This is a genomic window from Haloactinopolyspora alba, assembly GCF_003014555.1.
GTDB lineage: Bacteria > Actinomycetota > Actinomycetes > Jiangellales > Jiangellaceae > Haloactinopolyspora > Haloactinopolyspora alba.
In genome coordinates, this window is the sequence record NZ_PYGE01000001.1 from 348,400 (window position 1) to 367,770 (window position 19,371).

Below are 19,371 nucleotides of genomic sequence, written 5' to 3' on the forward strand. Positions count from 1 at the left end.
CATGCGCCAGCTGTTCATGATCGTCGGGTTCGACCTGCGCCAGCGCATCCGGGACAGGTCCGTCCTGCTCTTCGGCCTGGTGGTCCCGCTCGCGCTCATGGGCGTGCTGAACCTGCTGTTCAGCGGTCTCGACGAGAGCACCGAGCTGCAGCCGGTGACCGTCGCGGCGAGCGTCCCCGCCGACGACCCGCTCGCGAGCGCGATCACCGGGGCGCTGCAAGGGATCGGCGCCATGGACGTCACGGTGCGCGAGGTGCCCGCCGACGAGGTGCGCGACCGCACCGCCGACGGCGACGCGACCCTCGGCATCACCGTGCCCGAGGGCTTCACACCGGCGTTGACCTCCGGCGAACAGACCCGGGTACAGATCGTCGAAGGAGACGGCGGCGGGCTCGAGTCCGACGTGCTGATCTCGGTGACCCGGGGAACGGTCGACCGGCTCACCGCCGGCGCCGAGGCCACCGCGGCCGGCAGAGCGCAGGGCCTCCCGCCGGACGAGCTCGCCCGCATCGCCCGGGAGGCCGCCGCTGTCGGCGACCGCATCGCACTGGCCGAAGGGCGCGCGGCCGACCACCAGCTGACCTCGCGCGGCACCCTCGTCGCCGGCCAGGCAGGACTGTTCCTGCTGTTCACCGTCGGCTTCGGTGTGCTCGGGCTGCTCGCCGAACGAGAGCAGGGCACCATGGCGCGGCTGCAGTCCATGCCGATGCGCCCGTCCACCGTCGTGGCGGCGAAAGCGCTGACCGGCTTCCTGCTCGGCGTGTTCGCGACGTCGTTCCTGCTGACCGTGGGGTCCATGCTGTTCGGGGTCGACTTCGGCGACGTGTTCTCGGTGGCGGTGCTGGTCGTGGGCGTCGTCGCCGCAGCGACGTCGCTGACCTTCGTCGTCGCCAGGATCGCCCGGACCGCGGAACAGGCCAACGTCGTACAGTCGATCATCGCCGTGGTGCTCGGCATGGCCGGCGGCGCCTTCTTCCCGATCCCGGCGAGCGGATGGGCCGCGACGATCATCGATCTGAACCCGATCGCGGCGTTCATCGCGGGACTCGGCATCACGTCCGGAGGCGGCGACGTGGCGGACCTCGGCACACCTCTGCTGATCATGGTCGGGTTCGGAGCCACCTGTCTGCTGGTCTCCCGGCTGATCCCGGATCGGGCGGCGGCATGAGGCCCGCATTGGCGATCGGCGTCGTCGAGCTCAGGCGCTTCTTCCGGGACCGGTCGAACATCTTCTTCGTGTTCATCTTCCCGCTGCTGCTGGTGCTCGTCATCGGGCTGCAGTTCGGCGAGAACAGCTCACAGGGGCGGGTGGCCGTCGCGGGCGACGGCTCGGCGCTGCGGACCGCCGTGGTGGACGAGCTCGAAGCCGACGACGTCACCGTGACCTTCGACGACGCCGACGACGTGCGCGAACAGCTGGCGCGCGGACGCAGCGACGTCGGCCTGTTCGTCTCCGACCGGGCGGCCCGGGCGTTCGACGAGGGCGAGAACGTCCGCATCGAGATCGTCACCGCCGCTCAGTCCGGCTCGCAGGCCACCGTGCAGGACGTACGCGCCGCCGTGCGGGCCGTCGGCGTCGAGCAGAGCCAGGTCACCGCGTTGACGACCGCCGGGCTGGACGAGGAGGCGGCACAGGATGCGCTGGCGCGAGCCCGCGAGACGATCCAGCCGCCCGAGGTGAGCGTGTCGAACGTCGACGAGCTCGCGCAGGAGTTCAGCGGCGTCGGCCAGTTCGACGTGGGTGCCGCCCAGCAGACGCTGCTGTTCGTGTTCCTGATCTCGCTGGCGGGATCGGCCACGCTGATCCAGGCCCGGCGTGAGGGCGTCGTCGCCCGCACCCTGGCCGCGCCGGTGTCCGCCGCTCAGGTGATCGCCGGCCAGGTGCTCGGCCGGTTCGTGATCGCCATGCTCCAGGGCGGTTACATCATGGCGGCCTCCTCGCTGTTGTTCGGCGTCGCCTGGGGCAACATCGCGCTGGCCCTGCTGATCCTGAGCATGTTCTGCGTCGTGGCCGCCGCGGCCGCCATGGTCATCGGCTCGGTGATGGACAACGACTCCGCCGCGTCCGGCGTGGGCGTGGGCACCGGTCTGGTCCTCGCCGGACTGGGCGGGTCCATGCTCCCGCTGGAACTCTTCCCGGACGGCATGCGCACGATCGCCGACTTCACGCCGCACGCCTGGGGCTACGAGGCCTTCGCCGAGATCCAGCGCCACGGCGCCGGGCTGGTGGACATCCTGCCCTCGATCGGCGTGCTCGCCGCCATGGCCGCCGTGCTGCTGGCCCTCGGCTCGTGGCTGCTGCGGCGCTCGCTCGCCCGCGCGCTCTGAGCGCGCGGGCGAGTCCGGCGACGCCGCTGCGAACTCAGCCGAGCAGGGCCGGCGGCTGCCAGTCCTTGCCGAGCACGTGGTGGTCGAGGAAGGCGAGCACCGTCTGGTACCAGACCTTCGCGTGCTGCGGCGTCAGCACCCAGTGGTTCTCGTCCGGGAAGTAGAGGAACTTGTGCGGCATCTCGCCGTCGTCGCCCTCCGCCCGCGAGGCGATCTCGTACCACAGCCGCAGCGCCTCACCGATGGGCACCCGGTAGTCCTTGTCGCCGTGAATCACCAGCATCGGCGTGGTGATGGCGTCGACGTGCCTGTGCGGCGAGTGAGCGGCGGCCATCTCCGCGCTCATCTCCTGCTCCCAGTGGAACGCCGCGTCCGTGGTGGGGCCGAACTGGTCGAGCGCCCACAGGCTGGCGTGCGTGACGATGGCATCGAACCGGTCGGTCTGCCCCGCCACCCAGTTCGCCATGTAGCCGCCGAACGAGCCACCCATGGCGGCGGTCCGCGTCTCGTCGATGTCGTCGCGGGCGACCGTGGCGTCGGTGACGGCCATCAGGTCGGTGAACGGCGCCGCACCCCAGGCGCCCCAGCCGCGGCGGACGAAGTCCAGCCCGTAGCCGGTCGACAGCGCGGGATCGGGCAGCACCACGGCATACCCGCGGGCCACCGCGTTCCACGGGTTCCACCGCCACGACCAGGAGTTCCACGACCCCAGCGGACCACCGTGAATCCACAGCAGCAGCGGCGCCGGGCTGGTGGCCGACGCCCCGGCCGGCAGGGCCAGCCAGGCGCGCACGCGGGTGCCGTCGCCGGCCGTGGTCTCGATCTCGGTGAGCGAACCGGGCAGTTCCGGCGGCGGGGCGGGGGCGGGCAGCCGCACCGACTCCTGGTCGGCGCGGTCGGCGGCCAGCCGGACCGGCGCCGGCGGCTCGGCGTAGGAGGTCCGCAGCGCGTACACGGTGGCGCCGTCGGGTGCGACGACGACGTCACTGTAGGCGTAGTCGTCGGCGGTCAGCCGGGTGATCGAGCCGTCGGCCACCTCGATGCGGTACACCGGCGCCCGGCCGTTCTCGTCGGCGACGACGATCAGCGCGGTGCCGTCCGGTGTCCAGCGCGCCGCGCTCGGCCAACGGTCCCAGTCGCCGGTCAGCTCGCGCATCGATCCGTCCGCCAGCGAGATCACCGCGAGGTTCATGTCGACGGGCTCGTCCGGAGTGGGCCTGCGGCTTCGGACCACCGCGACGGCGGCGCCGTCCGGGCTGATGCGCGGGTTCTCGAACTCGTAGCCCACGTCGTCGGCGAGCATCCGCCGTTCGCCGGTCGCGACGTCGACGGCCGCGAGGGCGTGCCGGAACCCGCCGCGCTCGGGAACGTTCCACATCGTCACGACGGTCGAGCCGTCCGGCGCGACGTCGTGGTCGGCCAGCTCGAGCGCACGGGCGGCATCCGGGGTCAGGTCACGCAGCTCGACCACCGGATCGTCGAGCGGTGTCTCGCCCTCGGCGAGAGCGCCCGCGAACAGACGCGGGAAGGCCGGCCCGAGGTCGTGGTCCCAGAACCGCACCGGGTACCGCTCGTGCAGGATGGCCGCGACCTTGGCCTCCTTGCGGTCCTTGCGCTTCTTCTCCTCCGACTCCTCGTCGACGGACGACGGGTGGGTGTCCGACGACACGACCACCGTGCCCGCGTCGCGCGCGACCGCCACGCCGCCGACACCGCCCGGTCGCTTCGCGACCACGCGTGCCTCGCCGCCGTCGGCCGGCAGCTGCCACAGCAGCGGCACGGCGCCGTCGGCTCCCTCATCGGAACCGGCGTCCGGGTCCGGCCGGGCGGAGCCGAACAGCAGGGAGCCGTCGGGAAGGAACGCCGCGCCGCTCTCGCCCGTGGCGCTGCGGGTCAACCGGCGGGCGGGTCGGACACCGGCCGGGTCGACCTCCCACAGGGCGGTGACGTACTTGGTCCGGTCCGGATCGAGTGTGGCCACCGCCGTCACCAGGCGGGTGCCATCGGGGGACAGCGTCAGACCGGACGTGCGCGGCAACGCGACATAGTCGTCCAGGTCGTGGAAGGGTGTGGAGGGAGTGTCCGGAGTCGCAGGCGTAGGCTCTGTCACGGTTCCTTGCCTATCACGCGCGTTGCCCCGCTACGAAGCGGATTGTCCGGCCGGCCTGGTGCTCGAGCGGACGATCAGCTCGGTCGGCACCGTCGTGACCGTGGTCTCTCCGGCGATGCCGGACCGCAACGCCTCCAACAGGGTCCCCGCCGCGATCCGGCCCTCGGCGCGGACGTCCTGCGCCACCGTGGTCAGCCCGAACAACCACGACATGTCGTGGTCGTCGACCCCGACCACCGAAAGGTCCTCCGGGATGCGCACGCCGTGGCGCCGGGCCTCGTGCATCGCACCCATCGCCACTTCGTCCGACGCCGCGAACAGCGCCGTCGGCCGCACGTCGCGCGCCCACAGCTCGGCGAACGCCGCCACCCCCGCCTCCACGGTGAACTTCGCCGGCACCGTCAGCGCGGGGTCCGGCTCGACACCGACCTCCCGCAGGACCTCGGCATAGCCGATCCGGCGATCCGGCGAGACCGGGAACCCGAGCTGGTCGTCCGGGTCGCCACCGGCGAACGCGATCTCGCGGTGCCCCAGGCCCACGAGGTGCTCGGTCGCCATCCTGCCGACCTCGACGTCGTCGATGCGCACGCTCGGCAGCCCGGACACGATCGGCCCGACGACCATGACCGGCCGGTTCATCGCGTGCAGCGCCTCGACCTCCTCCGGTGTCAGCGGCAGGCTGGTGAGCAGCAGCGCGTCCACCCGCTTGCGCAGCAGCTGGGTGTCGAACACCCGCCTGCGGTTCGTCTCCACCTCGGACAGGTCGTAACGCAGCACGTCGAATCCGTTGGCGGCCAGCACCTCCTGTGCGCCCTCGCACACGGCGTTGAAGTACCACCCGGTCGTCGCGACCGGCGACACGACCGCGACCGCACCGGTACGCCCGGTCGGCAGCGCGGCCGCGCTGGGCGAGGCGACATAGCCCAGCTCGGCCGCGATCTGCCGGATCTGCTCGCGGGTGGCGTCCGACACCCCGGGCAATCCACGCAGCGCCCGCGACACGGTGGCCACCGAAACACCGGCCCGGGCGGCCACGTCCACGATCCCGGTCATCTCGACCATCCAGAGTCCTGGCGACCAGTTCGTCGGCTCACCCTTTGACGCTACCGGCGAGCAGGCCGCGCACGAAGAAGCGCTGCATCGTCACGAACACGATCACCGGGACGAGCATCGAGACGAACGCGCCCGCAGACAGCAGGTGCCACTCGGTCCCCCGGGTGCCGACCAGCTCCGCGATCCGCGCCGTCAGCGGCGCCACGTCCGAGGTGCTGCCGGCGAACGTCAGCGCCACCAGCAGGTCGTTCCAGACCCACAGGAACTGGAAGACCCCGAACGCCGCGATGGCCGGCAACACCAGCGGCAGCATGATCGCCCGGAAGATCTTCACGTGCCCGGCGCCGTCGACCCGCGCCGCCTCGACGAGCTCCGCCGGGATGTCGCTCATGAAGTTGTGCAGCAGATACACCGCCAGCGGCAGCGCGAAAACCGAGTGCGCGATCCACAACGGCCAGAATGTGCCGTTCAGCCCGGTGTCCACGAAGATCTGCAGCAACGGGATCAGCGCGACCTGGATCGGCACGATCTGCAGCGCGAACACCGCCACGAACAGCGTGTTCCGGAACGGGAACTTCATCCACGCGAACGCGTAGGCCGCCAGCAGCGCCAGCACGACCGGGATCACCACCGACGGCACCGTGATGACCACCGAGTTCACCACGTACGTCGACAGCTGGGTCGTGCTGCCGAACAGCACCTCGTTGTAGCTCTCGAGGGTGAGCTCCGGGTCAGTGAACCAGTTCCACCACCCGTTGCCCTTGATGTCCTCCTCCGGCCGGAACGAGGACAGCAGCAGGCCGAACGTCGGCAACGTCCACAACACCGCGATGACCACCGCCGCGATGGACGCACCGGGCGAGGTGAGTCGCTTGCGTGCCCGCGCCGACGGGGAGGCGGCCGCCGCGCCGTCCCAGCCCTCGCGTACCTCCGGCGTCGTCTTCACCGTGCTCATCGGTGGTCCGCCTTTCGCAGTTGCCGGACGTTGTAGATCACGATCGGGATCACCATCACGAACAGCACCATCGCCAACGCGGCGCCCAGCCCGTAGTTCCCCCTGACGAGGCTCTGGGTGTAGAACTCGTTCGCGACGATGCTGGTCTCGAACTGACCCCCGGTCATGGTCCGCACGATGTCGAAGACCTTGAGGGTGGCGATCGAGATCGTGGTCAGCACGACGATCAATGCCGGCCGGATGCTCGGCACCGTGACGTAGCGGAACATCTTGACGCCGTACAGGCCGTCCAGCCGGCCCGCCTCGACGATGTCCTGCGGTATGCCCTTGATCGCCGCCGACAGCACCGTCATGGCGAACCCGGCCTGCACCCAGATCAGGATGACGATCAGCAGCAACGTGTTCAGCGGTGAGTTCAGGAGGAACTGTTGTGGTTCCATCCCGAGCCACACCAATATCTGGTTGAGCAGTCCGATCTGCTCGATGTTCTGCTGGTCCGGCCGGTACTCGTAGACGAACCGCCAGATGATCGACGCGCCGACCAGCGAGATGGCCAGCGGCATGAAGATCAGCGACTTCGCGAACGCCTCGAACCGGGACCGGTCCACCAGCACCGCGTAGACCAGGCCGATGACGGTCGCCACCACCGGTGCGACCAGCACCCAGATCAGCGTGTTCCGCAGGACCACCAGCAGGTCGTCGCGTTCGAACAGCGCCTGGTAGTTGGCCAGGCCCACGAAGTTCTCGGTCGTGCGGTCGAAGAACGACTGGTAGCCGGTGCGCAGCGCCGGGTAGATCAGGCCGACGGCGAGTAGTGCGAGCGCCGGGACGACGAACGCGAGCGCCTGCGCCAGGTCGGCGCCGCGCCGGACTCTGCCGGCCAGCAACAGGATCAGGCCCACGACCCCGGCGAACAGGGCGACGGCCAGCGCCATCTGGGCGAGCTTCTCAGCGGTATCCATGACTCCACCTGTGTTGCGTGGGCCGGGGGCCGACCGTGGATCGGCCGGCCCCCGGACTGACGGCGACGGTTCTACTCCGGCCAGTTGTCCTCGATCTGGGTGAGCACTTCCTCGGTGCTCGCCCCGGTGATCCAGTCGACCATGCCGGTCCAGAACGAGCCGGCACCGACGTCACCCGGCATCAGGTCGGAGGCGTCGAAGCGGAACACCGCCTCCTTGTCCTGCAGCAGCTCCGCCGACAGGCGGCTGATCGGGTCCTGGTAGTTGGCCAGGTCGACGCCGTTGTTCGCACTCACCCAGCCACCGAGCTCGGCCTTGGTGTTCGCCCACTCGGCGCTGGAGACGTACTCCTGGAACGCCATGACCTCCGGCCGGTCGTCGAAGGCGACCGTGAACTCGCCGGCGCCCAGCACGGGGTTGCCGTGCTCGGGGTTGATGGAGGGCAGGTAGAAGGCGAACACGTCGCCGTCCTCGGCGATCTCGGTGCCCTCGGGCCAGTTCGGCGCGTAGAACGACGCCGCGCGGTGCAGGTAGCACTGCTCCTCGAGGATCGGCAGACCCGCCTGGTTGACGTCGGTCGTGGCGATGCTCGAGACGTCACCGAACCCGCCGTTGACGTAGTCGGGGTTCTTCAGGATCTCGCCGGCCTGGTTCACCGCGTCCACGATCCGCGGATCGTTGAACGGGATCTCGTGCCGGTACCACTGGTCGTAGACCTCGGGACCGGCCGTGCGCAGCACGATGTCCTCGATGAAGTCGGTGGCCGGCCACCCCGTGGCGTCGCCGGAGGCGATGCCCTGGCACCACGGCACACCGCCGTCCTGCACGATCTGGTCCGACAGCGCCATCATGTCGTCCCATGTCTCGGGGACCTCGTACCCGTTCGACTCGAACGCCGTGGGCGAGTACCAGACGAACGACTTCACGTTCGAGCCCAGCGGAGCCGCGTAGAACGTGCCGTCGACGGTGCCGTACTGCTTCCAGTCCGGCGAGAAGTACTTGTCCACGTTCGCCTCGACACCGGGCGGTGCCGGGACGGGGGCGCCGGTGTCCTGGACGATGGTCCGCAGCAGTCCGGGCTGCGGCAGGTACGCGATGTCCGGCGGGTTGCCACCCTGGATGCGGACCTGCAGCTGCGCCTCGAACTCGTCGGAGGACTCGTAGACCACGTCGACGCCGGTGCACTCCTCGAAGCCGACGTAGGACTCGATGTGCGTCTGGTCCTCCGGCGGCGTGATCGTGCTGTAGATGGTGACCTCGGTGCCCTCGAGGTCGCCGTACTCCTCGGTGTACTTCTCGAACGGGGTGCAGTCGACGTCCGCCGCGTCGGTCGTCCCGCCACCGCCCTCGTCGTCGCTTCCGCCACAGGCGGCCAGGACTAACGACAAACCGACCACACCGCTGGCGGCGACGACGCCGCGGCGAGCGTTGCTCTTGACCATGATGTGCCTCCCTTCCCGTGCACTGGTTCGAGCGCGAGTACTCGAATCCGCTGAATGAACGAAAACGTTTACGCTCAATTTTCGCAAGGGGCTGGCAGCAACGTCGCCGTAACGATTACGTCACGCTGTCCAGGGAAGCCGTTCAGGGAAGGTGCCGGCGGGTGGCCACGAAGCGGAAGCGCGGCGTGACGAACGCGGCGTCGGTGAAGCACGAGTTCGCCGCCGGGTTGGCGCCGGTTCCGTGCAGGTCGGAGAACGCCGACGTCTGGTTCACGTAGACGCCGTCGGTGAGGTTCACCGACAGCGCCACGCCGGCGTCGACCGCCGCCTCCTCGACCGCGTCGAGGACGGCGGGATCGGTCGAGTACACCGACGCGGTCATGGCACCGTGCTGGTGCACCGTGGTCGACAGCCGCTCGATCGACTCGGCGGTCGAATCGGTGCCGATGAGGAACGAGACCGGCCCGAAGCACTCGCTCGTGTACTCGGCGGCGTCGCCGGAGCCGCCGGCGGTACCGGCGTCGAGCGCGACGATGGCGGGGGTGCGCACGGTGGCGTCCGGCCAGGCCGGATGCTCGATCGCGCGCGAGGCGAGCACCAGGTCGGAGCGCCCGGCCGTCGCGTCGACGCGGTCGCGCACGACGTCGCTCACCACCCCGCCGAGGATCTCCACCGCACGGGTGTCGTCGGCGAGCAGGTCACGCACCGCGGCAGCCAGCGCCGCGCCGAACTCGTCGAACGACAGGCGCCCGCGGTCGGTGTCGATGCCGCCGCGGGGCAGGTAGATGTTCTGCGGCGCGGTGCACATCTGCCCGGTGTACAGGCTGAGCGAGAAGGCGAGGTTCGCCGTCAGCCCGTCGATGTCGTCGGTGGAGTCGACCACCACCGTGTTCAGGCCCGTCTTCTCGGTGAACACCGCCGCCTGGGTGGCGTTGTCCTCCAGCCAGCGCCCGAACGCGCTCGACCCGGTGAAGTCCACGATGCGCACCTCCGGGCGCACCGCGAGTACCGCCGCCAGCCCGTCGGCCGGGTCCTCGGCGGCCAGCGTCACCAGGTTCGGGTCGAAACCCCGCTCGGTGAGCACCTCGCGTGCCACCTCCACGGTGATCGCCAGCGGCAGCACCGCGCGTGGATGCGGCTTGACGACGACGGCGTTGCCGGTGGCCAGCGAGGCGAACAGGCCCGGCCACGAGTTCCAGGTGGGGAACGTGTTGCACCCCACCACCAGCGCGACCCCTCGCGGGACCACGTGGAAGGCCTTGGACATCCGCTGCGTCTCGCGCTTCGACGCCTTCTCCCACTCGACGCTCGCGGGCATCCGCTCCTGCTCCGCGTAGGCGTAGGCCACCGCCTCGAGAGCGCGGTCCAGCGCGTGCGCCCCGCCGGCCTGGAAGGCCATCACGAACGCCTGCCCGGACGTGTGCATGACCGCGTGCGCCAGCTCGAAGATCCGCTCGTGCAGCCGGGCCAGGATCTCGAGGCAGACCGCGGACCGGCCGTCCACACCGGTGCGGCGCCAGGCGGGCATCGCCGCCCCGGCCGCGCTCATGAGCGTGCCCACGGCGTCGGCGTCGGCAGGCAGCCGCGGGTAGCGCACTCCGAGCTCGGGACCGAACGGGCTGCGCTCCGTGGCGACCTGCCCGCGGGCGCCCGGCGTCGGCAGCGCCCACTCGGTGCCCAGTCTGGCCTCGTACGCCGCGGTGCCCTCGCCGGCGGCGGTCTCGCCGTAGACCCGCGGGCTCGGCGACTCCGGATAGGCGGAGAAGAACGTCCGCGCCCCGATCGCCGTCCGCGCCTGGGTGAGCAGGTCACGGTGTCGATCGATCAGATCGTCCAGCGGCATCGGTGGACCTCCAGCGGTGTGACAGAATGACGCACGTTATGCACAACCTTGTCACACATGGACGGACGGGGCCAGATGTCATGCCCGAGCCAGTGACCTCGGCCGGCGCGCTCGCCGCGACGGTCCCCGTCGGTGTCGTCGGCGCCGGGACGATGGGCGCCGGCATCGCCCAGGTGGCGGCCGTAGCCGGCCATCCCGTCCGGCTCCACGACCAGGACGGCGCCGCCGCGGAACGCGCCGTCACGACCGTCGGCACCCACCTCGACCGGGCGGTGGCCAAGGGCCGGCTGAGCGACACCGACGCCGCCGCGGCCACCGACCGGCTGAGTTCCGTCACCGCCCTCGACGACCTCGCCGGCTGCGGGCTCGTCGTCGAGGCGATCGTCGAGGACCTGGCGGTCAAGCAGCAGCTGTTCGCCGACCTCGAGCGGATCTGTGCGGCGGATGCGGTGCTGGCCAGCAACACGTCCTCGCTGTCCGTCGACGACCTCGCCCTCGGGCTGGCCGGGCCGGGGCGGGTGGCGGGCCTGCACTTCTTCAACCCGGCCCCGGTGCTGCCGCTGGTGGAGGTCGTCGCGGGGGCGCGGACCGACCCGGCCGTGCTCGACACGCTTGTCGCCACTGCCCGCCGCTGGGGAAAGACGCCGGTCCGCGCGGCGTCGACGCCCGGCTTCATCGTCAACCGGGTGGCCCGGCCGTACTACGGCGAGGCGTTCCGGCTGCTCGAGTCCGGCCTGGTGGACGCCGTCACGGTCGACGCGATGCTGCGCGAGTCCGGCGGGTTCCGGATGGGGCCGTTCGAGCTGATCGACCTCATCGGGCTCGACGTCAACCTGGCGGTCAGCCGGTCGGTGTGGGAGGCGTTCGACCGCGACCCGCGGTTCGAGCCGTCGCCGTTGCAGGAGCGGTTGGTGGCCGACGGCAGGCTGGGCCGCAAGACCGGCCACGGTGTCCACACCGGCGACGAGCCCCGGCCCGCGCCGTCGACCGCCGGAGAGCGCTCGCAGACCGGACGCACCTGGACCGGCGTGGGCGGCGTGACCGGCGGTCCGTTGACGAGTGTGGTCCGCCGGGCTCGCGGTCCGCTCGACGACGAGCCCGGCTGGCAGCAGGCCCCGGACTCGCCGCATTGGGTTCTGTCCGCGGGCGACGTCGTGTTGCGCCTGACCGACGGGCGCACCGCCGCACAGCACACCGGCGGGGGACCTGCCACCGTCGTCCTCGTCGATCTCGCCCTGCAGCTCGACTACGCCGGCGCCACCCGCGTCGGGGTCGCGGCGCCCGAGCACGCCCCGGCCGAGCACGTCGACGCGGCCGTCGGATTCCTGCAGCACCTCGGCTACACGGTGACCGTGCTTCCGGACATCCCCGGCCTGGTCGTCGCCCGGACGGTCGCGATGCTCGCCGCGTTCGCCGCCGATGCCGTCGACACCGGCGTCGCCTCGGCCGACGACGTCGACACCGCGATGCGCCTCGGTGTCAACTATCCGCGCGGCCCGTACGCGTGGGGCGAGGCGCTCGGCTGGTCCTGGGTGGTCGGTGTGCTGGACGCGCTGGCGGCGGCGGACGACGCTCGGCGCTACCGGGTGTCGCCGCAGTTGCGCGCCCGGGCCGAACCCGCGCGGTCGCACGCGAGCGAACGCGGCAGCCCGCCCGGCGAGGAGCTCGCCCGGCGCGCGGCCGCGGCCATGTGGGCCGGCGACGCCGCGTCGCAGGCGCTCGGGATGACCATCGACGACGTCTCCCCCGGACACGCCGTGGTCAGCATGACCGTGCGCGAGGACATGGTGAACGGGCACGGCATCTGCCACGGCGGGCTGATCTTCGCGCTCGCCGACACCGCGTTCGCGTTCGCCTGCAACTCGTACAACCGCACCACCGTGGCCCAGAGCTGCGACATCACGTTCGTCGCGCCGGCGAGGCGAGGCGACCGGCTCGAGGCCCGCGCCCGCGAGCGGCACCGTGGCGAACGCAGCGGCGTCTACGACGTGACGGTCGTCGCGACGGAATCGGGCCAGGACGACGGGCACGTCGCCGCCGAGTTCCGCGGCCGGTGCCGCCAGGTTCCGGGCACGCTCGTCGACGAGGAGGAACCATGACCGAGGCGTTCGTCGTCGACGGCATCCGCACGCCCATCGGCCGCTACGGCGGCGCCCTCGCCGGTGTCCGACCGGACGACCTCGCCGCGCACGCCCTGCGCGCCCTGCTGAAGCGGCACCCCGCCGTTCCCGCCGACGCCGTCGACGACGTCGTGCTGGGCTGCGCCAACCAGGCCGGCGAGGACAACCGCAACGTGACCCGGATGGCCGTCCTGCTCGCAGGGCTGCCCACGACGGTGCCGGGCACCACCATCAACCGGCTGTGCGGTTCCGGCATGGACGCCGTCGCGTACGCCGCCCGGATGGTGCGCGCCGGCGAGGCCGAGATCGTGCTGGCCGGCGGCGTCGAGTCGATGTCCCGGGCGCCGCTGGTGATGCCCAAGGCGCAGACGGCCTACGACCGGGGCCAGGCGCAGCTGTACGACACGACCATCGGATGGCGGTTCGTCAACGACGCGCTCGCGTCCGTGTACGGCACCGACTCGATGCCCGAGACCGCCGAGAACGTCGCCGCCGAGCACGCGGTCGACCGCGTCGACCAGGACGGTTTCGCGCTGCGCAGCCAGCAGCGCGCGGCTGCCGGACGTGACCGCCTCGCGGCCGAGATCGTCCCGGTCGAGGTGCCCCGGCACCGCGACGAACCGATCGTGGTCGAGCGCGACGAGGCACCGCGCGACACGTCCTCAGCCGCGCTCGCGGCGCTGTCCCCCGTGGTGCGCCCGGACGGCACGGTGACGGCCGGCAACGCGTCCGGCATCAACGACGGCGCTACCGCCGTGCTGGTGATGAGCGGCGCGGCGGTCCAGCGGCACGACGCCGCGCCCCTGGCGCGGGTGGCGGGGGCGGCCACCGCCGGTGTCGAGCCCCGTCTCATGGGCCTCGGCCCGGTGCCGGCCACCCGGAAGCTGCTGGCCCGTGCCGACCTCGACCCGTCGGACATGGGCGTCGTCGAGCTGAACGAGGCGTTCGCGGCCCAGGCGCTGGCCTGCCTGCGCGTGCTCGGCCTTCCCGACGACGCCGAGCACGTCAACCCGAACGGCGGCGCCATCGCGCTGGGGCATCCGCTGGGCATGAGCGGCGCGCGCATCGCCCTGACCGCCGCGCACGAGCTGCGGCGCCGGGACGAGCGGCATGCCCTGGCCACGATGTGTATCGGTGTCGGCCAGGGCATCAGCATGCTGCTGGAGCGCCCCACCCCATGATCATCGGCACTTTGCCGCCACATGGCCGGGAAAGTGCCGATGATCATGGGAAGGCATCGGCTCGGCCCGCTCAGCCCCACGCCAGCGCGTTGGCCGGGTCCTCCAGCAGCGCGGCGACGTCGGCCAGGAACCGCGAGCCCTGCTCACCGTCGACCAGCCGATGGTCGAACGACAGCCCCAGCGTCGTCACCCAGCGCGGGCGCACCTTGTCCTTGTGCACCCACGGCTGCTTGCGCACGGCCCCGAACGCCATGATGGCCGCCTCGCCGGGCGGGAGTATCGGCGTACCGGTGTCGACGCCGAACACGCCCACGTTGGTGATCGAGATGGTGCCGCCGAGCATGTCCTCGGTCGGTGTCGAGCCCGCGCGGGCCGCCTCCGCCAGCTCGTTGATCGCCACGGCGAGATCGCGCAGCCCCAGCTGGTCGGCGTCCTTCACGTTCGGCACGACCAGCCCGCGTGGCGTCGCCGCGGCGATGCCGAGGTTGACGTAGCGCTGGAAGACGATCTCGCCGGCGTCGTCGTCCCATCGCGCGTTCACCTCGGGGGTGCGGCGGGCCGCGAGACACATCGCCTTGGCCAGCACGGCCAGTACGGTCAGCTTCACGTCGCGGAACTCCCGCGTCTCGCGCAGCCGATCGACCAGCTTGACGGTCCGGGTGGCGTCGACGGTGACGAACTCCGACACGTGCGGCGCGGTGAACGCGGACTTCGTGACCGCCTTCGCCGTCGCCTTGCGCACCGAACGGATCGGCACCCGCTCCTCGCGCGGCTGCCCGCCCCACCCGGCACCGGTTATCCGTTGATCATCGGCACTTTCCGGGCTGTATGCCGGCGAAGTGCCGATGATCATGGACGAGGATGCGGACTGGATGTCCTCGCGGGTGACCGTGCCTCCCGGTCCGGAGGGGGTGACGGTGGTGATGTCGACGCCGAGGTCCTTCGCCAGCTTCCGCACCGGCGGTTTCGCCAGCACCGACGCCGGCCGATGCGCGGTGCCCCCGGCAGCGGGCTCCTCCGGGGCTTCGGACACGGCGGCCTTGCGCGGGCGCCGCTTGGCGGACGTGGACCGGGGGCCGTAGCCCACCAGCATCGCCTGCCGGCCACCGTTCCGCGCGCCGGATGCCTGCGCACCGGACGTCTCCTCACCGGACGTCTCCTCACCGGACGCCAACTCGCCGGACGCCTGCTCCTCGGGCCGCGGCGCCGACCCGCCCGGGGCGGTTCCGCCGTCGGCTCCGGCGGACGGCTCCGCGTCGTCGTCGGTACGCACCGCGATGATCGGCGTGCCGACCTCGACCGTCGTCCCCTCGTCGACCAGTAGCCGATCGACCGAGCCTGCGTACGGTGACGGCAGCTCCACCGCCGACTTCGCCGTCTCGATCTCCACGATGACGTCGTTGACCCGGACCGTGTCGCCGGGCTCGACCTTCCACGAAACGATCTCCGCCTCGGTCAGCCCTTCGCCGACGTCGGGCAGATTGAACTCGAGCACACCCATGCCGGCCTCCTCAGTACGCGAGCGAGCGGTCGACGGCGTCGAGCACCCGGTCCAGATCAGGCAGGTACTGCTCCTCGACCCGCGCCGGCGGATACGGCGTGTCGTACCCGGTGACCCGCTGCACCGGTGCCTCGAGCGAGTAGAAGCACTCCTCGGTGACCCGCGCGGCCACCTCGGCGCCGATACCCAGGGTCCGCTGCGCCTCGTGCACGACGACCAGCCGGCCGGTCCGGCGCACGGACTCGTACACGGTGCCGAGCTCGAGCGGCGACAGTGACCGCAGGTCGACGACCTCGATCGAGCGCCCTTCGTCCGCTGCCGCCGACGCCGCGTCCAGGCAGGTCTTGACCATCGGGCCGTACGCGGCCACCGTGACGTCGTCGCCGGGCAGCGTGACCCGCGCGGACTCCAGCGCCAGCACGTCCGCCGCGTCGACGGCCGGGTCGACCTCGGCTTTCTCGTAGTAGCGCCGCTTCGGCTCGAAGAACACCACCGGGTCGTCGAGGGCGACGGCCTGCTGGACCATCCAGTACGCGTCCAGGGCGTTGGAGCAGGTGACGACCTTCAGGCCGGGCGTGTGCGCGAAGTAGGCCTCGGGGCTCTCGCTGTGGTGCTCCACCGCGCCGATGCTGCCGCCGTACGGGATCCGGATCACGATGGGCAGGCGCAGCCGTCCACCGGAACGGAAGTGCATCTTCGCGACCTGGCTGACGATCTGGTCGTAGCCGGGGAAGACGAAGCCGTCGAACTGGATCTCGCACACCGGCCGGTAGCCGCGCAGCGCCAGCCCGACGGCGGTGCCGATGATGCCGCCCTCGGCGAGCGGCGTGTCGATGACGCGGTCCTCACCGAAGTCCTTCTGCAGACCGTCGGTGACCCGGAACACGCCGCCGAGCCTGCCGACGTCCTCACCCATCACCAGGACGTGGTCGTCGCCCTCCATGGCCCGGCGCAGCCCGGCGTTGACTGCCTTGGCGATGGTCATCGATTCGGCGCTCACTGGTGCACCTCCTCGTCGGCGAACGAGTCGAGATAGGCGGCCATGCCGTCGCGCTGCTCGACCAGCCCGGGCGTGGGCTCGACGTAGACGTGGTCGAAGATCGACGTGGGCGCGGGCTCGGGAAGCGAACGGCACTCGGCACGCATCCGCTCGGCCAGCTGGTCGGACTCGTCGCTGAGCTCGTCGAAGAACGCCTGGTCGGCCAGATCGTTACGGACCATGTACGCCTTCACCCGCTCGACCGGGTCCTTGAGCCGCCAGTGCTCGAGCTCTGCGTTCAGCCGATAGCGCGTGGGGTCGTCGCTGGTGGTGTGTGCGCCCATGCGGTACGTGAACGCCTCGACCAACGTCGGGCCCTCGCCGTCGCGGGCGCGCTGCAGGGCCTCGCGGCTGACGGCCAGGCAGGCCAGCACGTCGTTGCCGTCGACACGCACGCCGGGAAACCCGAACCCCGCGGCCCGCTTGTACAGCGGCACCCGGGTCTGGCGCTCCAGCGGCTCGGAGATGGCCCACTGGTTGTTCTGGCAGAAGAACACCACCGGGGCGTTGGTGACGCCGGCCCAGATGAACGCCTCGCTGACGCTGCCCTGACTGGTCGCCCCGTCGCCGAAGTAGGCCATCACGGCGGTGTCGCGGCCCGGGTCGCCGGTGCCGATGGCGCCGTCGCGCTGCACGCCCATGGCGTAGCCGGTGGCGTGCAGCGTCTGTGCGCCGATGACGATGGTGTACAGGTGGAAGTGCGACTGTGCCGGGTCCCAGCTGCCCTGGTCGACACCGCGGAACAGCGCCAGCAACCGGACCGGGTCGACGTCGCGGTGCAGCGCGACGCCGTGCTCGCGGTACGTCGGGAAGACGTGGTCCTGGGGGCGCAGCGCCCGTGCCGACCCGATCTGGGCGGCCTCCTGCCCCAGCAGGCTGGGCCACAGCCCCAGTTCGCCCTGGCGCTGCAGCGACACCGCCTCGCTGTCGACGCGGCGCGCCAGCACCAGCTCGCGGTACATCGCGCGGATGTCATCGGCCGTGACGTCGGCGACCAGGCTGTCGTAGTGCTCGTGCGGAACGCGCTGTCCCTCGGGGGTCAGCAACTGGACGAGTTCGGGCTCGTGCGACGTCTCTGCCACCGGCTGCGCCGCCGTGTCGACACTCATGTCTCTCCTTCACGTCGTCGGCTCCGCGGGGTCGCCGCGCGCCTGTCGTGTGGTTGACGCCAACCGTGGCCGGGACTGAGGGTGGGCCCCTTCCCACGGTCGGCGCCGATCGTGACCTCGGTCACGGTCGTGCTACCGCATACGGTACCCATCAGCCGGTCGGCTGGGCACCGGGGCGGCGGCCCGACAGGCAGCGTCGGCGACCTGGTGCCAGCCTGCCTGCGAGCGCCGTGCGCCGGCGCGCTCGATCCGGACAAACTTCGACCGTTCGACGCTGCGTCGACCGCACAAGTCGTCTGTCGTCCGATCAAGTGCTCGGTCGTCCGAGTTTCGCGCCGGACGTGTCGCGGACGGGTGCCGTACACATGGACGTGGGGGTGGTGGTGACGCACCGCAGCGCGTCACCACCACCCCCACGTCGGCGGTGGCCTACGGCGTCAGTCGCCCGCGCTGAGCAGGCGGCGACGCAGCAGCACGGCAGCGCCTCCGAGCAGCACGAGCGCGACCATCAGCAGCGGCGCGGGCGCCGCGCCGGTGTCCGGCAGCTCCCCTTCCGGCGTCTCGGACGGCGACGGCGTCGGGGTCTCCGACGGTGTCGCGTCCTCGGTGGACGTCGGCGACGGGGTCGGGGTCTCGGTGGACGTCGGCGACGGGGTCGGGGTCTCGGTCGGCGTCGGCGACGGGGTCTCGGTGGACGTCGGCGTCGCGGTAGGCGTCTCCGTCGGCGTCGGGACCGGCGTGGCCTTCCACTCCACCGTCCCCTCGACCTCGAGCTTCGTCTTCTCCGACTGCGCCAGGATCAGCGACTGGGTGCGGATCTCGTCGGTCGAGCCGACGAACAGCCGGCCGATGTCCAGCTGCGCCATGGCGTCGAGGTGCACCGTGCCGCTGCCGGCCTCGGCGTCCTCCGGCACGTCGACGCTGAACTCCGCGCCGTCGGTCACGGTCTCGGGCAGGGGCGCGCCGTCCGGGCCGACCACCGTCACACCGTCGGGCAGCGTGGGCGCGACGGTGACCTCGTCGGCCGTGGTCGACACCGAGAACGGCCCGATGAGCTCGCCGGCCTCACCCTCCAGCGCGGCCGGGTCGAGGCTCAGCGCGGGTTCCGGCTGGTCACCGATGCCGACGTTCGCGTCTCCGGTGAGGTACTCGTACAGCGACCGCACGTCCGCGTCGACGTCACCGCCCTTGGTGGTGATGTCGTCGACGTCGACGGTGGCGGCGTCGCTGAACGTCCAGACGGCCGCCTGGGTCGCCGTGATCGCTTCCTGCTCGGACAGCCCGTCGTTGAACGACACGCCGTCGAGCTCCTGCTCGATCCGGTCCAGATCGGTGACCGGGTACGAGTGCTGCAGGGCCCAGAGGATCTTGTCGGCGTTCTCGGTGAACGGTGCATCGGGAACCGGGTACTGGTCCCACGGCACCTCGACCATCTCGGCTTCGTCGTCGATCCCGATCTCGATCTCGACGCAGTACGTCCGGAGTGCGGCTCCGTCACCGGTGCGCAACCCGATCAGCAGGGTCTTCAGCGCTTCGCGGTCCTGGAAGTTGACGCCGTAGCCGGCGACGTTGTTGTCCGGTGCCAGTTCGGCCTGCGCCTCGGCGTCGGCGACGTCGAGCGCGGTTGCGGTTGTGGGGACGAGCATGGCCGCCGTCGTGGCGGCGAGTACACCGACGCCGAGACGGCGCCGGAGGACGTGCGTGGACATGCAGCTCCTCTGCGGATAT

General features: G+C 71.3%; 14 protein-coding genes. 4 read left to right on the forward strand and 10 right to left on the reverse strand.

Translation table 11 applies throughout. From position 1 onward, the window contains the following. Position 1 precedes the first annotated feature (1 nt). Both CLV30_RS01570 and CLV30_RS01575 read left to right on the forward strand, forming a co-directional pair. Positions 2 to 1,168: an ABC transporter permease gene (locus tag CLV30_RS01570; protein ID WP_106535412.1), complete on the forward strand. Its 1,167-nt coding sequence runs from the start codon at positions 2 to 4 to the stop codon at positions 1,166 to 1,168. Then, entirely contained in the window at positions 1,165 to 2,328 is a 1,164-nt protein-coding gene (locus CLV30_RS01575; RefSeq protein ID WP_106535413.1) for an ABC transporter permease, read from the forward strand. The genes CLV30_RS01570 and CLV30_RS01575 overlap by 4 nt, the downstream gene beginning before the upstream one ends. 34 nt (positions 2,329 to 2,362) lie before the next feature. Here the strand turns inward: CLV30_RS01575 and CLV30_RS01580 are convergent, their stop codons facing one another. From CLV30_RS01580 to paaN, 6 genes are all read right to left on the reverse strand, one after another. Then, positions 2,363 to 4,438, reverse strand: coding sequence for an alpha/beta fold hydrolase (locus tag CLV30_RS01580; RefSeq protein ID WP_106535414.1), 2,076 nt, complete (start codon positions 4,436 to 4,438; stop codon positions 2,363 to 2,365). 30 nt (positions 4,439 to 4,468) lie between these two features. Continuing rightward, a complete protein-coding gene (locus tag CLV30_RS01585) occupies positions 4,469 to 5,500 on the reverse strand; it encodes a LacI family DNA-binding transcriptional regulator (RefSeq protein ID WP_205740365.1) in 1,032 nt (343 codons plus the stop codon). A gap of 28 nt (positions 5,501 to 5,528) precedes the next feature. Next, entirely contained in the window at positions 5,529 to 6,446 is a 918-nt protein-coding gene (locus CLV30_RS01590) for a carbohydrate ABC transporter permease (protein ID WP_106535415.1), read from the reverse strand. Beyond that, positions 6,443 to 7,408 carry a carbohydrate ABC transporter permease gene (locus tag CLV30_RS01595; protein ID WP_106535416.1) on the reverse strand — a complete coding sequence of 322 codons (966 nt, stop codon included), beginning with the start codon at positions 7,406 to 7,408 and terminating at the stop codon, positions 6,443 to 6,445. The genes CLV30_RS01590 and CLV30_RS01595 overlap by 4 nt, the downstream gene beginning before the upstream one ends. Positions 7,409 to 7,479: 71 nt before the next feature. Beyond that, complete coding sequence (locus tag CLV30_RS01600; RefSeq protein ID WP_106535417.1) at positions 7,480 to 8,850, reverse strand: ABC transporter substrate-binding protein; 1,371 nt, start codon at positions 8,848 to 8,850, stop codon at positions 7,480 to 7,482. A gap of 142 nt (positions 8,851 to 8,992) precedes the next feature. Continuing rightward, complete coding sequence (paaN, locus tag CLV30_RS01605) at positions 8,993 to 10,693, reverse strand: phenylacetic acid degradation protein PaaN (protein ID WP_106535418.1); 1,701 nt, start codon at positions 10,691 to 10,693, stop codon at positions 8,993 to 8,995. Between the two features lie 80 nt (positions 10,694 to 10,773). Between paaN and paaI the strand changes: the two genes are divergently transcribed. Beyond that, complete coding sequence (paaI, locus tag CLV30_RS01610; protein WP_106535419.1) at positions 10,774 to 12,792, forward strand: hydroxyphenylacetyl-CoA thioesterase PaaI; 2,019 nt, start codon at positions 10,774 to 10,776, stop codon at positions 12,790 to 12,792. Then, the gene (pcaF, locus tag CLV30_RS01615) at positions 12,789 to 13,994 is read left to right on the forward strand and encodes a 3-oxoadipyl-CoA thiolase (RefSeq protein WP_106535420.1); all 1,206 of its coding nucleotides are present in this window, start codon (positions 12,789 to 12,791) and stop codon (positions 13,992 to 13,994) included. The genes paaI and pcaF overlap by 4 nt, the downstream gene beginning before the upstream one ends. A 70-nt stretch (positions 13,995 to 14,064) precedes the next feature. On the opposite strand, the gene CLV30_RS01620 is transcribed toward pcaF, so the two are convergent. The 4 genes from CLV30_RS01620 to CLV30_RS01635 form a co-directional block, all read right to left on the reverse strand. Next, positions 14,065 to 15,495 carry a dihydrolipoamide acetyltransferase family protein gene (locus CLV30_RS01620; protein WP_106535421.1) on the reverse strand — a complete coding sequence of 477 codons (1,431 nt, stop codon included), beginning with the start codon at positions 15,493 to 15,495 and terminating at the stop codon, positions 14,065 to 14,067. 10 nt (positions 15,496 to 15,505) lie between these two features. Next, complete coding sequence (locus tag CLV30_RS01625) at positions 15,506 to 16,480, reverse strand: alpha-ketoacid dehydrogenase subunit beta (protein WP_205740406.1); 975 nt, start codon at positions 16,478 to 16,480, stop codon at positions 15,506 to 15,508. An 11-nt stretch (positions 16,481 to 16,491) separates the two neighbouring features. Continuing rightward, positions 16,492 to 17,643 carry a pyruvate dehydrogenase (acetyl-transferring) E1 component subunit alpha gene (gene pdhA, locus CLV30_RS01630; RefSeq protein WP_106535423.1) on the reverse strand — a complete coding sequence of 384 codons (1,152 nt, stop codon included), beginning with the start codon at positions 17,641 to 17,643 and terminating at the stop codon, positions 16,492 to 16,494. A 437-nt stretch (positions 17,644 to 18,080) separates the two neighbouring features. Continuing rightward, positions 18,081 to 19,352, reverse strand: coding sequence for a Cys-Gln thioester bond-forming surface protein (locus tag CLV30_RS01635; protein WP_129710816.1), 1,272 nt, complete (start codon positions 19,350 to 19,352; stop codon positions 18,081 to 18,083). Positions 19,353 to 19,371 lie beyond the last annotated feature (19 nt).

What these genes read in the sequence shown, in the direction of transcription:
- CLV30_RS01600 (WP_106535417.1), bottom strand. Translation starts at nt 8,850, where the DNA reads ATGGTCAAGAGCAACGCTCGCCGCGGCGTCGTCGCCGCCAGCGGTGTG.
- pdhA (WP_106535423.1), bottom strand. Translation starts at nt 17,643, where the DNA reads ATGAGTGTCGACACGGCGGCGCAGCCGGTGGCAGAGACGTCGCACGAG.
- CLV30_RS01590 (WP_106535415.1), bottom strand. Translation starts at nt 6,446, where the DNA reads ATGAGCACGGTGAAGACGACGCCGGAGGTACGCGAGGGCTGGGACGGC.
- paaI (WP_106535419.1), top strand. Translation starts at nt 10,774, where the DNA reads ATGCCCGAGCCAGTGACCTCGGCCGGCGCGCTCGCCGCGACGGTCCCC.
- CLV30_RS01620 (WP_106535421.1), bottom strand. Translation starts at nt 15,495, where the DNA reads ATGGGTGTGCTCGAGTTCAATCTGCCCGACGTCGGCGAAGGGCTGACC.
- CLV30_RS01635 (WP_129710816.1), bottom strand. Translation starts at nt 19,352, where the DNA reads ATGTCCACGCACGTCCTCCGGCGCCGTCTCGGCGTCGGTGTACTCGCC.
- pcaF (WP_106535420.1), top strand. Translation starts at nt 12,789, where the DNA reads ATGACCGAGGCGTTCGTCGTCGACGGCATCCGCACGCCCATCGGCCGC.
- CLV30_RS01585 (WP_205740365.1), bottom strand. Translation starts at nt 5,500, where the DNA reads ATGGTCGAGATGACCGGGATCGTGGACGTGGCCGCCCGGGCCGGTGTT.
- CLV30_RS01595 (WP_106535416.1), bottom strand. Translation starts at nt 7,408, where the DNA reads ATGGATACCGCTGAGAAGCTCGCCCAGATGGCGCTGGCCGTCGCCCTG.
- paaN (WP_106535418.1), bottom strand. Translation starts at nt 10,693, where the DNA reads ATGCCGCTGGACGATCTGATCGATCGACACCGTGACCTGCTCACCCAG.
- CLV30_RS01570 (WP_106535412.1), top strand. Translation starts at nt 2, where the DNA reads ATGCGCCAGCTGTTCATGATCGTCGGGTTCGACCTGCGCCAGCGCATC.
- CLV30_RS01575 (WP_106535413.1), top strand. Translation starts at nt 1,165, where the DNA reads ATGAGGCCCGCATTGGCGATCGGCGTCGTCGAGCTCAGGCGCTTCTTC.
- CLV30_RS01625 (WP_205740406.1), bottom strand. Translation starts at nt 16,480, where the DNA reads ATGACCATCGCCAAGGCAGTCAACGCCGGGCTGCGCCGGGCCATGGAG.